This window comes from Allofournierella massiliensis (genome assembly GCF_964241245.1).
In the GTDB taxonomy this organism is placed as follows: Bacteria; Bacillota; Clostridia; order Oscillospirales; family Ruminococcaceae; genus Allofournierella; species Allofournierella massiliensis.
The window spans coordinates 23494-40546 of record NZ_CAXSWZ010000004.1 but is presented as its reverse complement, the minus strand read 5'-3'; the positions used below and the strand labels follow the sequence as shown (position 1 = coordinate 40546).

18 protein-coding genes are annotated in these 17053 nt (G+C 55.0%); 10 read left to right on the top strand and 8 right to left on the bottom strand.

From position 1 onward, the window contains the following. Positions 1–47: 47 nt before the first annotated feature. The 4 genes from ACESYO_RS03365 to ACESYO_RS03350 form a co-directional block, all read right to left on the bottom strand. Positions 48–245: a hypothetical protein gene (locus ACESYO_RS03365; protein ID WP_032548367.1), complete on the bottom strand. Its 198-nt coding sequence runs from the start codon at positions 243–245 to the stop codon at positions 48–50. Between the two features lie 58 nt (positions 246–303). After that, positions 304–1242, bottom strand: a complete 939-nt coding sequence (mobV, locus tag ACESYO_RS03360) for a MobV family relaxase (RefSeq protein ID WP_249747350.1) — start codon at positions 1240–1242, stop codon at positions 304–306. Between the two features lie 182 nt (positions 1243–1424). Next, positions 1425–1820 carry a replication initiator protein A gene (locus tag ACESYO_RS03355; RefSeq protein WP_249747351.1) on the bottom strand — a complete coding sequence of 132 codons (396 nt, stop codon included), beginning with the start codon at positions 1818–1820 and terminating at the stop codon, positions 1425–1427. A gap of 111 nt (positions 1821–1931) precedes the next feature. Next, positions 1932–2345, bottom strand: a complete 414-nt coding sequence (locus ACESYO_RS03350) for a cysteine-rich VLP domain-containing protein (RefSeq protein ID WP_373209568.1) — start codon at positions 2343–2345, stop codon at positions 1932–1934. A 380-nt stretch (positions 2346–2725) separates the two neighbouring features. On the opposite strand from ACESYO_RS03350, the gene ACESYO_RS03345 reads away from it, so the two are divergent. From ACESYO_RS03345 to abc-f, 4 genes are all read left to right on the top strand, one after another. Then, the gene (locus ACESYO_RS03345) at positions 2726–3271 is read left to right on the top strand and encodes an AAA family ATPase (protein ID WP_021391068.1); all 546 of its coding nucleotides are present in this window, start codon (positions 2726–2728) and stop codon (positions 3269–3271) included. Between the two features lie 37 nt (positions 3272–3308). Next, the gene (locus ACESYO_RS03340; protein WP_373209569.1) at positions 3309–4109 is read left to right on the top strand and encodes a helix-turn-helix domain-containing protein; all 801 of its coding nucleotides are present in this window, start codon (positions 3309–3311) and stop codon (positions 4107–4109) included. Positions 4110–4134: 25 nt separating this feature from the next. Then, positions 4135–4587, top strand: coding sequence for a GNAT family N-acetyltransferase (locus ACESYO_RS03335; protein ID WP_373209574.1), 453 nt, complete (start codon positions 4135–4137; stop codon positions 4585–4587). Between the two features lie 374 nt (positions 4588–4961). Then, positions 4962–6437 (top strand): ribosomal protection-like ABC-F family protein, encoded by a 1476-nt coding sequence (gene abc-f, locus ACESYO_RS03330; protein WP_373209570.1) that lies wholly within the window; start codon positions 4962–4964, stop codon positions 6435–6437. 689 nt (positions 6438–7126) lie between these two features. Here abc-f and ACESYO_RS03325 read toward each other — a convergent pair. The 4 genes from ACESYO_RS03325 to ACESYO_RS03310 all read right to left on the bottom strand — a co-directional run bounded on the left by ACESYO_RS03325 (position 7127) and on the right by ACESYO_RS03310 (position 10785). Continuing rightward, complete coding sequence (locus tag ACESYO_RS03325; RefSeq protein ID WP_373209571.1) at positions 7127–7255, bottom strand: helix-turn-helix transcriptional regulator; 129 nt, start codon at positions 7253–7255, stop codon at positions 7127–7129. A 183-nt stretch (positions 7256–7438) separates the two neighbouring features. Further along, positions 7439–8164 (bottom strand): GltB/FmdC/FwdC-like GXGXG domain-containing protein, encoded by a 726-nt coding sequence (locus ACESYO_RS03320; RefSeq protein ID WP_058966000.1) that lies wholly within the window; start codon positions 8162–8164, stop codon positions 7439–7441. Positions 8165–8182: 18 nt separating this feature from the next. Beyond that, complete coding sequence (locus ACESYO_RS03315; RefSeq protein ID WP_276871645.1) at positions 8183–9691, bottom strand: glutamate synthase-related protein; 1509 nt, start codon at positions 9689–9691, stop codon at positions 8183–8185. Continuing rightward, a complete protein-coding gene (locus tag ACESYO_RS03310) occupies positions 9691–10785 on the bottom strand; it encodes a class II glutamine amidotransferase (RefSeq protein WP_058966004.1) in 1095 nt (364 codons plus the stop codon). The genes ACESYO_RS03315 and ACESYO_RS03310 overlap by 1 nt, the downstream gene beginning before the upstream one ends. Before the next feature lie 361 nt (positions 10786–11146). On the opposite strand from ACESYO_RS03310, the gene ACESYO_RS03305 reads away from it, so the two are divergent. The 6 genes from ACESYO_RS03305 (at position 11147) to asnA (ending at position 17011) form a co-directional block, all read left to right on the top strand. Beyond that, positions 11147–12454: a glutamine synthetase family protein gene (locus ACESYO_RS03305; protein ID WP_187120509.1), complete on the top strand. Its 1308-nt coding sequence runs from the start codon at positions 11147–11149 to the stop codon at positions 12452–12454. A 31-nt stretch (positions 12455–12485) separates the two neighbouring features. Further along, positions 12486–13055 (top strand): ANTAR domain-containing response regulator, encoded by a 570-nt coding sequence (locus ACESYO_RS03300; RefSeq protein WP_373210554.1) that lies wholly within the window; start codon positions 12486–12488, stop codon positions 13053–13055. Positions 13056–13191: 136 nt separating this feature from the next. After that, positions 13192–14559 (top strand): N-acetyl sugar amidotransferase, encoded by a 1368-nt coding sequence (locus ACESYO_RS03295; protein WP_373210553.1) that lies wholly within the window; start codon positions 13192–13194, stop codon positions 14557–14559. Beyond that, the gene (gene hisF, locus ACESYO_RS03290) at positions 14556–15338 is read left to right on the top strand and encodes an imidazole glycerol phosphate synthase subunit HisF (RefSeq protein WP_058966012.1); all 783 of its coding nucleotides are present in this window, start codon (positions 14556–14558) and stop codon (positions 15336–15338) included. Before ACESYO_RS03295 ends, hisF begins: the two co-directional genes overlap by 4 nt. Next, a complete protein-coding gene (gene hisH, locus ACESYO_RS03285; protein ID WP_373210551.1) occupies positions 15323–15976 on the top strand; it encodes an imidazole glycerol phosphate synthase subunit HisH in 654 nt (217 codons plus the stop codon). The genes hisF and hisH overlap by 16 nt, the downstream gene beginning before the upstream one ends. 33 nt (positions 15977–16009) lie before the next feature. Beyond that, positions 16010–17011, top strand: a complete 1002-nt coding sequence (gene asnA / locus ACESYO_RS03280; RefSeq protein WP_373210549.1) for an aspartate--ammonia ligase — start codon at positions 16010–16012, stop codon at positions 17009–17011. Positions 17012–17053: the final 42 nt, after the last annotated feature.

The window sequence follows — 17053 nt, the reverse complement described above, 5'->3', positions numbered from 1 at the left end:
GCTCTATGGCAATTATATCATAAGCGTGGGCGTGTATCAACGATGGGTCACGAAGAAGCTGCCCTTGCCGCCGTGTGCCGGACGACATCCACAATCAGATCGCCAATCGGACGACCGCCAGCGGCAAAATGTTCGGAGATTTTGATACGGTTTTTCCCACATACAAAATACTGTGTGCCGTTCTCGTCAGTAATGACCTGCCCGGTGTGTATTGTATCAATAATGTCGCTTTCGCTTTTTACCATCCAGTGTCCTCCGTATGATTATTTTTCATCATGCAGCTTGAATTTCTGTTCATAGCGTTTACCTCCCTCTTGTTCGCTGCTGCCGTTTCAGCTCCGCCAGCACTTCCGGCGGGATACGGCCAACCAGCCTTTGCATATTTTCCAGTTCGCTTTCCAGCTTTGCCCGTTCCATGCGGTCTTTCATCTTGCCGCTTTCACTGGCCTTTGCCCTTGATTCCAGCTTTTGATTTTCTTCCAAAAGGTCTTTGATCGTGACCTTGTATTTTTTCAGCTGCCCGGAGAAGTTCTCCATCTGCGGAAACCATTTTTTCAGCATGGAGAGGGCTTCTTCTTTTTTCTTTCCGGCGTTCAGCGGGTTTATGCCGTCAAGGGCGGCTTCAATGGCTCTGGCCTGTTTGGAGAGGGAAACCGCCTGTTTGAACAGCCGGGTGGGAATGTGCTTCCGGCCTGTCTTGCTGGCGCTCTCCCCACGCTCCAAATCCGGGTATTTTTCCACCATGTAAGCGTGAAAATCGTCCTGCCACTTCGTCAGGTTTGCCCGGTTGCCAATGATTTCTTTGGCGCACAGGCGGTTGTCCTTTGTCAGCGGCACAAAGGTCAAATGCAGGTGGGGCGTTTTCTCGTCCATGTGTACCACCGCCGACACGATATTTTCCCGGCCTACCCGGTCAATGAGGAAATCCGCCGCCCGCTGGAAAAATGTCTGTATTTCCTTTGGGGATTTCCCCTTGAAAAACTCCGGGCTGGCAGTTATCAGGGTATCGACAAACCGGGTGCTGTCTTTTCTCGTCCGGCACCCGGCCTGCTCGATACGGCTCTGAATGAAGTGGTAATAGCGTCCCTCCGGCTTGACGATATGGAAGTTGTACTTGCTTTTGGCTGTGTCAATGTCGGGGTTGCTGGCGTACTGTTCTTTCTGGCGTTCGTGATGGGCTTCCAGCGGCCTTGCCGGGTTGCCCTTGTGCTTCTCAAAACGCAAGATTGCGTGTTGTGCCATGAAACTCCTTTCCCCATTCCTTTCCCATCCGGGGTTTTCCACAGGGAAAATCCCGCCGGAAATAGCTCGGATAAGATTGGAATGGATAGAATCTAAATCAATCTTTTAATCTTTGTATTTCTATATACCGTCCGGTTTCCGTACTTCTCACGGGTGATTTCCGTACTTCATGGGTACGGTTTTCAGCCCTCCGGCGTACCATAACCGGATTTCTTGAAGTCGGTGTTTGGAACCGCTTCATAGGATTTTGGGTAAATGCGATTGGGTTTTCCACAGCCCTGCTTCTGGATCTCTATCAGCCCGGCGTATTGCAGTTCCCGCAGGGTATTCACCGCCTTTTGCCGCCCACAGCGGAGCAGGTCAACCACCTCGCAAATGGGATAATACAGATAAATCCGCCCATACTCGTCCGCCCACCCATTTTCCCGGGATAACTCCGTCCGGCGCAGGATAAAGGCATACAGCAGCTTTGTCTCATTGGACAGGGGCTTGAATGTAGGTGCTTCAAAGAGGAAATTGGGGAGCCGGGTGAAGCTGAACGCCTGTTCCGGCTGATGAATGTAAATCGTGTTTGTCATAGCGTGTTTTGTGGACGGTTAGAAGCCTGTTTTCCGGGGTGGGCGATAATTTATACCACCCGCCCCGGTTTGGGGCTTGCGAAGCCTGATAAATCAAGGCTTTTTTCGCTCCTAACTGTCCACACAAGACCTCCTTTTCCGTTCACTTTCTGTTTTCTGCCGCCTGTGAACTCTGGCGGCACAGCCGGGGCAGTATTTAGCCCGGTTGGATTTGGGGACGAACACGCCGCCGCAGACTGCACAGCGTTTCAAGTCCTTATCCCGGAAAATCTCTGCTTCCAACGCCCCGTCCAGCGGCAAGACTGCCCAGCGGAACCACTTGCAGCAGACCGAGAAAGAAACCGTCTGCGGGCAGGTGCAGGTGTCCCCATCGTCAAGGGCAATGCAGTTGCCGTCCTCACAGCAACAGCACTCCCGGCGTATCAGGGCGCTTGCCCGTTTCCGCTGCGCCGGGGTCATGCGGTAAAGGGAACCGTCCGGCCTGCATTCCAGCGGCGGCAAGTCTTTGTAGGGATTATTTTTCATGCGTTCCCTCCGTTTTGCTTTCCGCTGCCGTTCTCCCCGAAAAGGCTTCCTGCCCCATTCCTGCGGCGTGTTCCGGCGTTGGCACGCTCCCCATAACTTCGGGACAACTTGTCCCAAAGTGACCTCTGGACAAAGTGTCCAGAAGTCGGCTCCTTGCGGTGCTTCCCCAGCCGGGGGTATTCCTTTTCGGACGGTCATTCGGTTTTCAAGGTGCTGTCCATCGATGAACTAACCTAAGTCTACACCGAAATGACCGCCCGTCCCGTATATCCGAAAGGTGGGAAATCTGCCTGAAAATCCCCCCATTTCCACGCTCTCGGAATTGTGGTAGAATGGAAGAAACTGAACAGTAAATTTGAAGTTGTGGAGGTAACACATAGATGGATCAAGGTAGAATTATTGTAATCACAGGTTCGCCGGGGACGGGGAAAACTACAACGGCATCTACTGTTGCAAAAGAATCGGATTTGGAAAAATCTGTGCATATGCACACAGATGACTTTTATCATTATTTGAGTAAAGGGGCAATACCACCATATTTGCCAGAATCAAATGAGCAAAATTTGATTGTCATTGAAGCATTTTTAGAAGCCGCGAAGCGATATGCTCGTGGTGGATATGATGTAATTGTAGATGGTATTGTAGGACCGTGGTTTTTAGAGCCGTGGCTCAACATTGTTCAAGAGCATTATGAAGTACACTATATCGTTTTAAGAGCAAGTAAAGAAGAAACTATGAAGAGAGCTATCAAACGCTCAAAGTTAGACAGAGAAACAAATATTGAATTAGTTGAAACGATGTGGGAACAATTTTCCAATTTAGGAATCTATGAATCAAATGTTATTGATACAACTACGCACTCAGTCAAAGATACTGTATCAGCAGTAAAAGAAAAAATTGTAAGGGGTACTGCTTTACTGCTTTAGGCAATTCCAGTTTGTCGAGCAGACAAGGAGGGAGAACATGGAACTATCCATACAAGAACGCCTGAAAGACCTGCGTGTGGAGCGTGGCCTGACGCTGGAGCAGCTTGCGGAAGAAACCCATCTCTCCAAGTCTGCGTTAGGCAGCTATGAGGGGGACAAGTTCAAGGACATCAGCCACTATGCCCTTATCCAGCTGGCAAAGTTTTACGAAGTGTCCGTTGATTATCTGCTGTGCCGTTCTGAAACAAAAAATCACCCAAACGCCGATCTTGCAGACCTGCGTTTGAGTGATGATATGATTGAATTTTTGAAAAGCAGGCTGGTGGATAATGCCCTCCTGTGTGAACTGGCGACGCACCCGGATTTTCCCCGGCTCATGGCTGACCTTGAAATCTATGTAAACGGCATAGCGGCAAAGCAGGTACAGGGGGCAAACGCCATTGTGGACGCTGTGAGTGCAACGATTATGAAACAACACAATCCCGGCTTGACTGACCCGCAGCTGCGACAGCTTATCGCCGCCCACATTGACGACGACAGCTTTTGCCGCTATGTGATACAGCAGGACATAAACAAGATAGCCCTTGACCTGCGGGAAGCCCACAAGGACGATTTTTTCAGTGTCCCGGAGGACAATCCTCTGGAAGATTTCTTGCAGACCGCCGAAGAAGCCGCCAGCCCAAACAGCGACCCGGAACAGGCTGCGATGGCCTTTATCTGCAAGCGGCTCAAACTGAACTATGGGAAGCTGTCGGAGGAGGAAAAGAAATGGCTGAAAAGGATTGCACAGAAGTCGGACTTGCTGAAAAATCCAAACCCGCAGCGGGGAAGAAAATGAGAAATTAGATATGCAAAAAGGAAAAATGAGATTCATTGAAGTAGAAACCAAAAACAGGACGGCGGATTTCATAAATCGGCTGCTGACGGTATGGGAAAGTTCTGTAAGAGCGACACACCTGTTTCTGTCGGACAGTGAAATCAAAAAGATAAAAGAATATGTACCGCAGGCGCTCGCTGGAATTGCGCATTTGATGATTGCAGAAAATGATAGGGGCTGCCCCGGGGCTTTTATGGGGATCAAGGACGGCACCTTGGAAATGCTGTTCATTTCCCCGGAAGAAAGAGGAAAGGGGCTCGGAAAGCGCCTGCTCCAATATGGGATTAAAACCTATGCCGTAGAGCGGGTGGCTGTGAATGAGCAAAACCCACAGGCCAAGGGCTTTTATGAACACATGGGCTTTCAGGTTTATAAAAGGACAGACCTTGACGAACAGGGCAATCCTTATCCGCTTTTATACATGAGCCTTAACATCTAAATCGGATTTTACGAAATCTCATATCTCGCAGAGAAGCAAAAACAGAAAGTACCCTGCCTTATACTCATTATCATCATTGCCCTTTTCCTTGACTTGCTTGTGTCTTTGTGATACACTAACATACATAAAATTAGAGGTGAGGTGGAAAGATGATTAACTTTTCTTGCAAATAAATTGGAATATACAGTGATACTGTGTTTTACAGTACCATTGTACCCATTGCAAGAAAGTTAAAAGTCTATTCACTCGATATATCGTAGGCGTATCACTCTTGATAGGGGTGGTACTATTATGCTGTGACGAGCTGCAAGAATTGACTTTCTTGCAGCTCTTATTTTATGTTCTTTATCCCCGGAATAAAGGAGGAATGCGATATGTCGATGATCCGAGTCGAGAACCTTACCTTTGCCTATCCATCCAGCTATGATAACATTTTTGAAAATGTCAATTTTCAAATTGATATAGATTGGAAACTTGGGTTCATTGGTAGAAATGGCAGAGGTAAAACAACTTTTCTAAATCTTCTGCTTGGAAAGTACGAATACCATGGAAAAATACAAGCCTCTGTGCAATTTGATTACTTTCCATACCCTGTTAGCAATAAAAACAGATTAACTGCGGACATTCTCTCGGAAGTCTGCCCGCTGGCGGAAGAATGGGAGCTGTTGAGAGAACTATCCTATCTGGAAGTCCGTGATGATGTGCTTTGGAGACCATTTTTTACGCTTTCTAATGGGGAGCAGACCAAGGTGCTGCTTGCCACCCTCTTTCTGAATGATGGACACTTTTTACTGATTGATGAACCGACAAACCATTTGGATATGGAAGCCAGAGAAACCGTTTCAGCATACCTGAAACGGAAAAAGGGATTCATTTTAGTCTCTCATGATCGCTGTTTTTTAGATGGCTGTGTTGACCATATCCTGTCGATCAATCGGTCAAACATCGAAGTGCAAAGCGGAAATTTTTCTACTTGGTTTACCAACTTCCAGCGTCAACAAGAATTTGAACTCGCTCAAAATGTGAAGCTGAAAAAAAGCATTGATAATATGCAAAAGGCAGCTAAAAGAACTTCTGTCTGGTCAGACCGAATTGAAGCGTCAAAATATGGGAACGGCCCGGTTGATCGAGGGTATATTGGTCACAAATCTGCCAAAATGATGAAACGCTCAAAGGCTATCGAAGTGCGGCAGCAACGTGCAATCGAGGAAAAGTCCGGCCTTCTCAAAAATTTGGAAACCGTAGAAGATTTGAAAATCGCTCCGCTTCTCTATTTTTCAGATACCTTAGTGACTTTCTCTGATGTTGTACCGATTTTTGACGGCAAAAATGTCTGCCAGCCAATCTCGTTTACAGTAAAACAGGGAGAACGCATTGCCCTTTATGGAAAAAATGGTTCTGGGAAAACGAGCCTTCTAAAGCTACTGGTTGGGCAACAAATAGAACATCGTGGGACAGTTGCAATAGGTTCTGGCATGATATTGTCCTATGTACCTCAAGATACTTCTATGCTGAACGGTTCGTTATCAGAGTTTGCGGAAGCCAATCGTGTTGATGAAAGTTTATTTAAGGCAATCTTACGGAAAATGGATTTTTCACGAATACAGTTTGAAAAGAAAATGGAAGATTTTTCGGCGGGACAAAAGAAAAAAGTGTTGATAGCAAAAAGCCTTTGTGAACAAGCGCATCTGTATGTGTGGGATGAACCTCTTAACTATATTGACATCTATTCTCGAATGCAAATTGAAAATCTGATTAGAGAATTTTCTCCTACCATGATCTTCGTAGAACATGATCTTGCTTTTAGAAATAACATGGCGACCAAAAGCATTCGTCTGGCTACCGAATAGCAAAGCCAGCCGAGCCAGTCAACGGTCAAGATGAACGGCGCATTTCATGCGCCGCCGTTGACAGCCCCGCCCGTCTTTGCAAAAGGTAATCAAGGCGGGAAAGCCACAAAATGGCTTCCCGCCCATTTCAATTTTGCAAGGGAGAACGCTCCCAAATTAAAAAAAGTGCGGCCAAGCACTTTGAGGGATTGGCCGCCTTGTCTGCCCGTTCAGCGGGACGGAGGGCGGCGGTCAAGGCCGGGTATAAAACCGTTCATTTCAGCCTTGACGGTTGCCCGCTGTCCTGCTACTTTTCCGGGAGTGTGGCCACAGCTTCGGGACATTTTGTCCACAAGTCGGAGCGTAGGACGAGGGACGGGGCTTTCATATACCTGCCGCCGTTCTCTGAAACCAGCCCGATTTTTTGTTCATTCCCATTCACAAAAATTCAGCCTGTTTTCCTGCCGGAGCAAACGGGGCGCAAAAAGCACCGCACCCCGTTTCCCCCGTCAGCCACGCCAGCAGGTATAACACACTACACTTTGCTTCGCAAAGTCGTGTGCCAAATGGGGGCTTTGCCCCCTTTGGAAACCCCCACAAGAAAAGGCGGTACGCTACCCCTCCACGGGGCGCATACCGCCTTTTCTTGTTATCCAGCCCTCCGGCTGTATCGGTTGAGCAAAAGTCAGCATGGGATTGGTGTGATATCTTTAATTATGTGAAACTCCTGCTTCCCATTTTGAAACCGTCTGCCGGGATACCTGCAGCTCCATTCCCAGCTGCTCCTGAGACAATCCCTGCCGTTTACGCAGTTCCACAAGTTTTTCATTAAATTTCATGGATGAACCTCCTGTTTTGGGCATAGTCCAAGTATAGGCCGGAAGCCGAAACACCGCAAGCAACCGTTGTTGGCAATCTGTCAACCACACATAACCTACCGATGTTTGACGAAAAACACCCCGTTTGCTGAATCGTATTTTCTGCGATTCCCGCAAACAGGGTGTTTTTGTTTCATTCCATGGCTACATGGGCGCGTACAGGGCTTTGTACTGATTTTCCGGGTTGGGCTCCAGCACCCAAAAGGGGCTGGCCAGCAAAGGTTCCAACTCTTCTCCAAAAGCGGTGCAGAACTGCTCCAGCAAAGGACGGATGGCCTCTTTATCCGCCTGCTGTGCCCGGCGGCAGAGGATTTTTTCAGTCAGATCCCGGGGCGGTATCGTGCTTCTCAGATAAATCCGGCCGCCGTACATGCCCCGGCCGCAGAAGCCGCCCACCACCGGCTGGCCCTCCAGTGCGCCCAGGCCCAGCACCACGATCACGCCGCCTGCCTGGTACTCGCCCAGAAAGCTGCCCGCCGTGCCGCCGATCACGATGCTGGCGCAGGAGTCACCGAACGCCTTCATATGAACGCCTGCCCGGTAACCCACATCGCCCCGGATCATCAGTGTGCCACCACGCATGGCATAGCCCGCGGCGTCGCCTGCGCGGCCCTCCACCCAGATGGTGCCCGCATTCATGGTATCACCCACCGCGTCCTGCGCGTTGCCGTGAACCCGGATGCTGCCGCCATCCAGATAGGCTCCCAGCGCATTGCCCGGTGTCCCCCAGATTTCCAGATCGCGGCCCTGCATGCCGCTGGCGATGTATCGCTGGCCGCAGCAATTGTGAATTTGAACATGGGGATCGGTACAGGAGCGCAGGCAGCGGCCCAGCTCCTCATACTCCATTCCCGTGGCATCTATTTTCATCTATGGTTCTCCCCTCTCTCATTCCCCGGCGTGCTTCACGCCCAGGATATCCAGCTCCTTCTGGGTGAGTCCAATGCCCCGCAGCGCCAGCCGGTTGCCGCACAGCGCCTCGATGGAATTGATTCCCATACCGCCCATCATCTCGCGAATCTCACGAGTCCAGGCGTTCACCAGGTTCACCAGACGCTGCGCTCCCTCATCTGGGTCCAGACGAGCAGCCAGGTCCGGGCGCTGGGTGGCAATGCCCCAATTGCACAGGCCGGTATGACAGGAGGCACACAGATGACAGCCCAGCGCACACAGCGCCGCTGTGCCGATGGACACCGCGTCCGCGCCAAGAGCAATGGCCTTGACCACATCTGCCGAGTTACGGATGGAGCCGGAGGCAATCACCGAGATGCGGCGGCGGATCTGCTCCTGGCGCAGCCGCTCATCCACAGCGGCCAGGGCCAGTTCGATGGGAATGCCCACATTATCCCGGATACGGGCGGGGGCTGCGCCGGTGCCGCCCCGAAAACCGTCGATGGCGATGGCATCCGCGCCGCTGCGGGCAATGCCCGAGGCGATAGCTGCGATATTATGCACCGCCGCCACCTTCACGATCACCGGCTTGGTGTAGCCGGTGGCTTCCTTCAGCGAGGCCACCAGCTGGCGCAGGTCCTCAATGGAATAGATATCGTGATGGGGTGCGGGGCTGATGGCATCCATGCCCTCCGGCACCATGCGGGTGCGGGCCACATCGCCCACAATTTTGGCGCCGGTCAGATGTCCGCCGATGCCGGGCTTTGCGCCCTGGCCGATCTTGATCTCAATGGCTGCGCCTGCCATCAGGTATTCCCGGTGCACGCCGAACCGGCCGGAGGCAACCTGCACGATGGTATTGGCTCCATATGGATACAGATCCCGATGCAGGCCGCCCTCACCGGTATTGTAATAGGTGCCCAGCGCTTGGGCCGCCCGGCTGAGGGCCGCATGCACATTGTAGCTGATTGCTCCGTAACTCATGGCCGCAAACAGGATGGGGGTCTTCAATTCCAGATGCGGCGGCAGGGCGGTATCCAACTTGCCGTCCGGCCCACGGCGGACCTTATCTGGGCGACGGCCCAGATAGACCTCGGTTTCCATGGGTTCCCGCAGGGGGTCGATGGGCGGGTTGGTCACCTGCGAAGCGTTCAGCAGCAGCTTGTCCCAATAGCAGGGCACCTCTTTCTGCGAACTGCCCATACTGGACAGAAGCACACCGCCGGTGGCTGCCTGCCGGTAGATCTCCTGCCGGGCATCCTGGGTCCAGCCCGCATGGGGCCGGAAGGTATTTTCCGCCGGGCGGATCTGCAGCGCCCCGGTGGGGCAGCAGGCCACGCAGCGCTGGCAATCCACGCACAGGGCAGCGTTTGCCCGCATCTTCCCGGTTTTTTCATCCTTTTTATGCACACCAAAGGCGCATTGCTGCTCACAGATGCGGCAGTTCACGCACAGCTCCCGATCCCGAAGGACCGCAAAGCGGGGTGTATCCCATTGTATCTTCATTATTTCCGTTCCTCCTCCTTCAGCCGCACGATCACCGGTTCGCCGCCATTTGGCGCCCAGATGCGGTCCAGCTCCGGTTCAACCGCCCGGATGGCGGCCTCTTCACTGGCAAAGTATACCCGGTCGCCCCGCTCGGCCACCACCAGACTGCGCAGCTTGAGCCGGTCATTCAGGGCCATCATGCCGCCCTCGAAGCCCACCAGAATAGAGAACGGGCCGGTGATCAGCAGATCACTGTACATCTGGCGCAGGAAACGGCGCTGCTTCTGCTCCGGCTGGGGCATGGCGGCCAGCTCACTCCAGAAGGGGGCAGCCACCACCTGTGCAACCTCCTCCAATGTGAGGCCCTGATGGCGCAGCAGATAATCTAATGTATAGGTAATGACCTCGGTGTCGGTGAGCAAATTGCAGCGATAGCCGTACATCTCCACCGCACGACGGTTTGCATCGTAGGAAGAAATCTCACCATTGTGGACCACCGACAAATCCAGCAGTGCAAAGGGGTGCGCACCGCCCCACCAGCCCGGTGTATTGGTGGGATACCGGCCATGAGCGGTCCAGGAATAGCCCTCGTATTCCTCCAGACGGTAAAAATCCGCCACATCCTCCGGGTAGCCCACCGCCTTGAACACACCCATATTCTTGCCGCAGGAAAACACATAGCAGCCCTTGAGCTGGTCGTTGATGCGAATCACACAGCGGGCGACGTACTCCTTTTCGTCCAGATGGCTGTCCGCCAGCTTGTGGGGCAGCGGCTGCACAAAATATCGCCAGATCAGCGGCGCATCCTTGATCTTGGGGGTGGGCCGGGTGGGAATTTTAGAAAGGTTGATCACATCGAAATGGCGATCCAGAAACCGTTCGCACTCCTCCCGGGCGGTCATATCATCATAAAACACATGCAGCGCATAATGATTTTTGTATTGCGGGTAGATGCCGTAACCGGCAAAACCGCCGCCCAACCCGTTGCTGCGCTCGTGCATCACCGCGATGGACCGGCGGATCACCTCACCGCTGATGGGCTGACCGTCCCTGGCAAATACTCCGCTGATGGCACATCCGGACGGGATGCGCACCTGGCCTTCCTTTAACATGGTCCTCCTCCTTTTTCACCGCGCACCGCGCGGAAAACAAAAAGGCGCCCGCACCGATGCCTTTGCATCAATGCGAACGCCTTTGTTCGTATGCGTTATCATAGCACCGCATTAAAGCAAAAGTCAAGTGTTTTTTTACTCTTTTAACACTTTCCCGCAGTTCCGACAAAGCACTCTGGGCAAATGCGTGCAACTTTTGTGCAAAGACAAAAAATTGCTTTTTGCAGTCGCTTGCCCCCTTGACGCGGCGCCGTTTGGGGGCTATAATGCAGCTATTGGCACAGCAAAGGCGCTGCGATCCCCCACGGATTTGCGGCGCCTTTGTCCTTTTTTATTCCCGGCATTCAAGGAGGAATTGTCCATGAGCCACACCCTTTCGCAGCTTATGCAGTTCATAGAAGAAAACGACATCAAGTTCATTCGCCTGGCCTTCTGCGATATGTTCGGCGTACAGAAGAACATTGCAATCATGGCCAGCCAGCTGCCTCACGCGGTGGAAAGCGGCATTTCCTTTGACGCTTCCGCCATTGCAGGCTTTGCCAACATTGCGGAATCGGACCTGTTCCTTGCACCGGATCTGGACACCTTCGCCATTCTTCCCTGGCGGCCCAGCGAGGGCTGCGTGGGCCGGTTCTTCTGCAACATCAAATATCCGGACGGCCGCCCCTTCGAGGGCGACGGGCGGCATTTGCTGCAGACCATGGAGCAAAAGGCGGCACAGGCCGGATACCGGTTTTTGCTGGGTCCGGAATGTGAGTTTTATCTGTTTGAAACCGATGAAAAGGGCCGCCCCACCCTGGAGCCTTTCGACCGGGCGGGCTACTTCGACATCGCTCCCATGGACCGGGGCGAAAACGTTCGGCGGGAAATCTGCCTGACGCTGGAGGAGATGGGCATTCAGCCCGAGCGAAGCCATCACGAGCAGGGTCCCGGCCAGAACGAGATCGATTTCCGGTGCGCTTCTCCCCTGCACGCGGCGGATGATCTGATGACCATGCGGGCCGCAGTAAAAGCCATTGCCGCCCAGAACGGGTTGTTCGCCTCCTTCCTGCCAAAACCGTTGCAGGACGAGAGCGGCAGCGGGCTGCACATCAATCTTTCCATCTTCCAGAACGGCGTGAATCTGTTTGAGAATTTCCGCACCGACCCGCACCCCACTGCTGCTGCTTTCCTGGCAGGTATTCTGCGGCGCATTCCTGAAATCACCGTTTTTGCAGACCCGCTGCCCGGCTCCTATGAACGGCTGGGCCGCTGCGAAGCGCCGGGTGTGGTAAGCTGGTCCTGCCAGAACCGTTCTTCTCTGGTGCGTGTACCTGCTGCCAGCGGACCCGACTGCCGCATGGAACTGCGCAGTCCGGACCCCTCCTGCAATCCCTATTATGTAACCGCACTGCTGCTGGCTGCCGGGTTTGAGGGTGTACAGGAAGGACTGAACCTGCCCGCCGCTGCGGACTATGACGCGTTTGCCCGGCCTGCCGGACTTACCCCACTGCCCGCCAGCCTGGACGAAGCGCTGGCTCTGGCCCGGGAAAGCGAGTTCTTAAAGCAGGTTCTGCCGGAAAAACTGCTGGTGGATTATCTGGGCCACAAGCAGCGGGAGGCGGATGCCTACGCCGCAGAAAGCAAACCCTATGAATATGAGATCCGCCAGTACTTTGAACGGATCTGACCATTGGTTTCGAAAAGTGAGGTGAACGGGGATGCCGGGTGTTCTGATCGCAAGCGACAAGCAATACCACGAAACGCTGCGGGCATTTTTTGCCGCCGGTCAGCCTGCGCAATGCTGCGCCAATGCCGGAGAAGCCCGTCGAGCCATGTGCGGCGGCTCCTTCGAAACCCTGGTGATCAACGCGCCGCTCCCCGATGAATTCGGCCGGGAGCTGGCCGTACAGGCGGCGGATGTCGGCATGGATGCCATTCTCCTCTGCCCCGGACCCCAGGCCGACAAGCTGGCCGCCGGGCTGGAAAAATACGGAGTCTTCGTGCTTGCCAAACCCCTTTCCCGCCAGCAAACCGCTTTTGCGCTGCGGCTGATCCGAACCGGCCGCCAGCGGCTGCAGAAGCTCACCGCGCAAAACCGCCGCCTGACCAAGCGGCTGGACGAAGCCCGGATCATCAGCCAGGCCAAATGTGCGCTGGCGCTTTGCCGGGGGCTGAGTGAAGAACAGGCCCACCGTTTAATCGAAAAAGAGGCCATGGACGGCCGCATCTCCAGCCGGGAGGCCGCACTGGAGATCATGCGAAGACTGGAGGACGAAGGCCTTTTATAACTGCTTTTTCCATTTCACAATTGATAATAAATACGCCAAACAGGCAAAGGCGCCTGCATGAATGCTTGAGGAGATTTCTCCCCGGGCTTTGTGCAGGCGCCTTTGCTTTTAAACCATAAAAAGAGAGGGACATTTTATGCAGAAACTTCCCCGGCATCTGCCGATTCATTACGAGGACTACGCACCCGACCTTGCACCGCAGGAGCGCAAAGCCTTTTATGGCCTGCCCAAGAACGTGCAGTTCTGCCGTGAGTGTGTAATGAGCAACCAGAAACCCAACAGCTGCTATGAGTTTGAGCACACCATTCATTCCGCAAAGAAGACCATGGTTATTCAGGAGGACGGCGTATGCGACGCCTGCCATGCCTGCCACAACAAGGAAGGCAAGATCGACTGGGCCGACCGGGAACGCCAGCTGCGGGAGCTGTGCGACCAGTACCGCAAGACCGACGGCAGCTACGACTGCCTGGTACCGGGCAGCGGCGGCAAGGACAGCTTCTACGCTGCCCACCTTCTGAAGTACAAATACGGCATGCATCCGCTCACCGTAACCTGGGCGCCTCACATCTACACCGACTGGGGCTGGAAAAACTTCGAAGCATGGATTCACGCCGGATTCGATAACTACCTGTGCACTCCCAACGGTCTGACCCACCGACTGCTCACCCGCCTGGCCACTGAGAACCTGTTCCATCCCTTCCAGCCCTTCATTCTGGGCCAGAAGCAGCTGGCACCCAAGATGGCCGCTAAGTTCGGTATTCCTCTGGTGTTCTACGGCGAAAACGAGGCCGAGTTCGGCAACCCCATCGCGGACAATGACAGCGCCCTGCGAGACGAACACTTCTTTGCCACCAACGACTTCGATCATATCTATCTGGGCGGCGTTTCGCTGCGCCAACTGGAGGAGGACTTTGGTGTGGACAAGGCGGACCTGGCCATCTACCTGCCCTGCGAGACCAGTGATCTGGAAAAGAACAACATTCAGGTGCACTACATGGGCTATTACGAAAAATGGCATCCGCAGGGTGCATACTACTACAGCGTGGAGCATGGCGGATTCATGCCCAGCCCGGAACGCACCGCCGGTACCTACTCCAAATACAATTCCATCGACGACAAGGTGGATGACTTCTTCTACTACACCACCTACATTAAATACGGCATCGGCCGCTGCACCTACGACGCGGCGCAGGAAATTCGAAACGGCGAGATCGACCGGGACGAGGCGGTGCTGCTGTGCAAGAAGTATGACGGCGAATTCCCCAGCCGGTTTGCCGACGAATTCTTCCGCTACATCTCCATCGACAAGGAGCACTTCGGCAAAGCGGCCGACTGCTTCGAGCAGCCCACAATGGATCTGGATTACTTCATGCATCTGGCAGACCGGTTCCGTTCGCCCCATCTGTGGCAGTATGAGAACGGCGTCTGGAGCCTGCGGCACACTCCCTTTGAAGGGCCGAGCCTGTGCGGCTTCGGCGCGCCGGAAAAAGGCGGTGCCAAATGAGCGCGGCACTTCGGCTCATTGCCCGGCTGGACGTAAAAGACCGGTATCTGGTAAAGGGCATCCAGTATGAGGGCCTGCGCAAGCTGGGCGACCCCCACGATTTTGCGCTGGACTATTACCGGCAGGGCATCGACGAGCTGCTTTATCTGGACACGGTGGCCAGCCTGTACGGCCGCAATAACCTGAGCGGTATTCTGGAGCGGGTCACCCGGGATGTGTTCATCCCCATCACCGCCGGAGGAGGCCTGCGCAGCGTGGAGGATGTGGGCACCGTGCTGAAGGCCGGGGCGGACAAGGCAGCCATCAACACCGCCGCCCTGCTCCGGCCCCAGCTGATCAGCGAGGTGGCCCGGGCTTTCGGCAGCCAGTGCATGGTGCTGAGCATCCAGGCCAAACGCCGAGACCCGCTGAACCCTGCCGCCGGGTGGGAGGCCTACTACGACAACGGCCGGGAGCACTCCGGACGAGACGTTCTGGAATGGGCCCGCGAGGCCCAGCAGCTGGGCGCAGGTGAAATTCTTCTCACCGGTGTGGACCGGGAAGGCGTACGCCGCGGCCTGGACCAGGAACTGATCCAGGCGGTGTGCAGTGAGGTAACCATCCCGGTGATCGCGGCAGGCGGCGCAAGCAATTCCGGTGATCTGATGCAGGCCGCCCGCCTGGGCGCAGGAGCCGTGGCAATGGGCAGCCTGCTGCATTACAAACAAGCCACAATCCCCCAGCTGAAAAAGGAACTGGCGGAAAACGGTGTGGAGGTGAGACCATGCATCCAACAGTAACCATTGTAGATTACGGGCGCAGCAATCTTTTGAGCGTGCAGCGCGCCCTGGAATACTGCGGCGCGACAGTGGAATACGCCTCCACTCCTGAGCAGGTGGCCGCGGGCGGTGCGCTGGTTTTGCCCGGTGTGGGTGCCTTCGCCGATGGCATGAACCTGCTGCGGGAAAGCGGCCTGGCCCGGGCGGTCTGCACCAGGGCAAGGCAGGGTGTTCCTCTGCTGGGCATCTGCCTGGGAATGCAGTTTCTGTTCGACTCCAGCAGCGAAGGCGGAATTACTCCCGGCCTCGGCCTTTTGCCGGGCACCGTGGAGGCCATTCCCGGCCATACCACCCAGGGCCAGCCGCTGCGGGTACCGCACATTGGCTGGGCACCATTGTATCCTGCCCAGCAGCGGGAAGGCTATTTGGGCAGCACACTGGAAGCCATTCCGGTGAAAAGTCAGGTGTACTTTGTACACGGCTACCAGGCAATGCCTGCGCGCCAGGCCGACCGGCTGGCGGACACGCTGTATGGCGGGCACCGCATCTGCGCCGCCGTTCAGCGCGGCAATATTACCGGGGTACAGTTTCACCCGGAAAAAAGCGGCGAGGTGGGACTCGCCATTCTGCGCACGTTCCTGGGCAGCTGCCCGGCGTGAAGATAGAGGGTAATTTTTAAGGAGGGAATTTTTATGAAACAGACCTACCGACCTGCACTGAGCCTTTACGAGACCCAAAGTGCCATTGGCATGATCAAGCAGTGCTTCCCCGCACACCTGACCCGCCAGCTTCGGCTGACCCGGGCCACCGCTCCCCTGTTCGTGGACCCCACCACCGGCCTGAACGACGACTTGAACGGCGTGGAGCGCCCGGTCTCCTTTGACATTCCCGCCATTCCCGAACTGGAAAAGGGTGCACAGGTAGTGCACAGCCTGGCCAAGTGGAAGCGCCAGGCACTGGGCCGCTTCGGTTTCGCACCGGACACCGGCCTGTATGCGGACATGAACGCCATCCGTCGGGACGAGGAGCTGGATGAGCTGAATTCGGTGTATGTGGATCAGTGGGACTGGGAAAAGGTCATCACCCGCGAAACCCGCACTGAGGAATACCTGAAGGACACCGTGCGCTCCATCGTAAGCGCCATCTGCGCCACACTGGAGGAGGTCAAGAAAGCGTATCCCCAGCTGTGCGTAAACCTCTCCGAGCATGTGAGTTTCGTGACCACCCAGCAGCTGGAGGATCTGTGGCCGGACCTGACGCCCCGTCAGCGGGAGAACGCCTATCTGGAGCAGCACCCCACCGCCTTTATCATGCAGATCGGCGCACCTTTGGCCAGTGGAAAGCCCCACGACGGCCGCGCCCCCGACTACGACGACTGGAGCCTGAACGGCGATCTGCTGTTCTGGGACGACGTTCTGGGCTGCGCGCTGGAGGTTTCCAGCATGGGCATCCGGGTGGACGCCGAAGCCATGGAACGCCAGTGCAAGGCGGCTGGCTGCCCCCACCGGCTGGAGCTGCCCTTCCACAAGGCTGTGCTGGACGGCACCCTGCCCCTGACCATGGGCGGCGGTATCGGCCAGAGCCGCCTGTGCATGCTGCTGCTGGGCAAGGCTCACATCGGCGAGGTACAGGCAAGCCTGTGGCCCAAGGCCATCCGGGAGCAGTGCGAGGCCGCTGGTATTCCCCTGCTGTGAGCGCATCCGCACATTTTTGCTTTGAAGTATGAAAAGGAGCTG

Coding starts and splice junctions, on each gene's coding strand:
- ACESYO_RS03310 (WP_058966004.1), bottom strand. CDS start 10,785: ATGTTAAAGGAAGGCCAGGTGCGCATCCCGTCCGGATGTGCCATCAGC.
- ACESYO_RS03335 (WP_373209574.1), top strand. CDS start 4,135: ATGAGATTCATTGAAGTAGAAACCAAAAACAGGACGGCGGATTTCATA.
- ACESYO_RS03305 (WP_187120509.1), top strand. CDS start 11,147: ATGAGCCACACCCTTTCGCAGCTTATGCAGTTCATAGAAGAAAACGAC.
- ACESYO_RS03350 (WP_373209568.1), bottom strand. CDS start 2,345: ATGAAAAATAATCCCTACAAAGACTTGCCGCCGCTGGAATGCAGGCCG.
- hisF (WP_058966012.1), top strand. CDS start 14,556: ATGAGCGCGGCACTTCGGCTCATTGCCCGGCTGGACGTAAAAGACCGG.
- hisH (WP_373210551.1), top strand. CDS start 15,323: ATGCATCCAACAGTAACCATTGTAGATTACGGGCGCAGCAATCTTTTG.
- ACESYO_RS03345 (WP_021391068.1), top strand. CDS start 2,726: ATGGATCAAGGTAGAATTATTGTAATCACAGGTTCGCCGGGGACGGGG.
- mobV (WP_249747350.1), bottom strand. CDS start 1,242: ATGGCACAACACGCAATCTTGCGTTTTGAGAAGCACAAGGGCAACCCG.
- ACESYO_RS03315 (WP_276871645.1), bottom strand. CDS start 9,691: ATGAAGATACAATGGGATACACCCCGCTTTGCGGTCCTTCGGGATCGG.
- ACESYO_RS03300 (WP_373210554.1), top strand. CDS start 12,486: ATGCCGGGTGTTCTGATCGCAAGCGACAAGCAATACCACGAAACGCTG.
- ACESYO_RS03365 (WP_032548367.1), bottom strand. CDS start 245: ATGGTAAAAAGCGAAAGCGACATTATTGATACAATACACACCGGGCAG.
- ACESYO_RS03320 (WP_058966000.1), bottom strand. CDS start 8,164: ATGAAAATAGATGCCACGGGAATGGAGTATGAGGAGCTGGGCCGCTGC.
- asnA (WP_373210549.1), top strand. CDS start 16,010: ATGAAACAGACCTACCGACCTGCACTGAGCCTTTACGAGACCCAAAGT.
- ACESYO_RS03325 (WP_373209571.1), bottom strand. CDS start 7,255: ATGAAATTTAATGAAAAACTTGTGGAACTGCGTAAACGGCAGGGATTG.
- ACESYO_RS03295 (WP_373210553.1), top strand. CDS start 13,192: ATGCAGAAACTTCCCCGGCATCTGCCGATTCATTACGAGGACTACGCA.
- abc-f (WP_373209570.1), top strand. CDS start 4,962: ATGTCGATGATCCGAGTCGAGAACCTTACCTTTGCCTATCCATCCAGC.
- ACESYO_RS03355 (WP_249747351.1), bottom strand. CDS start 1,820: ATGACAAACACGATTTACATTCATCAGCCGGAACAGGCGTTCAGCTTC.
- ACESYO_RS03340 (WP_373209569.1), top strand. CDS start 3,309: ATGGAACTATCCATACAAGAACGCCTGAAAGACCTGCGTGTGGAGCGT.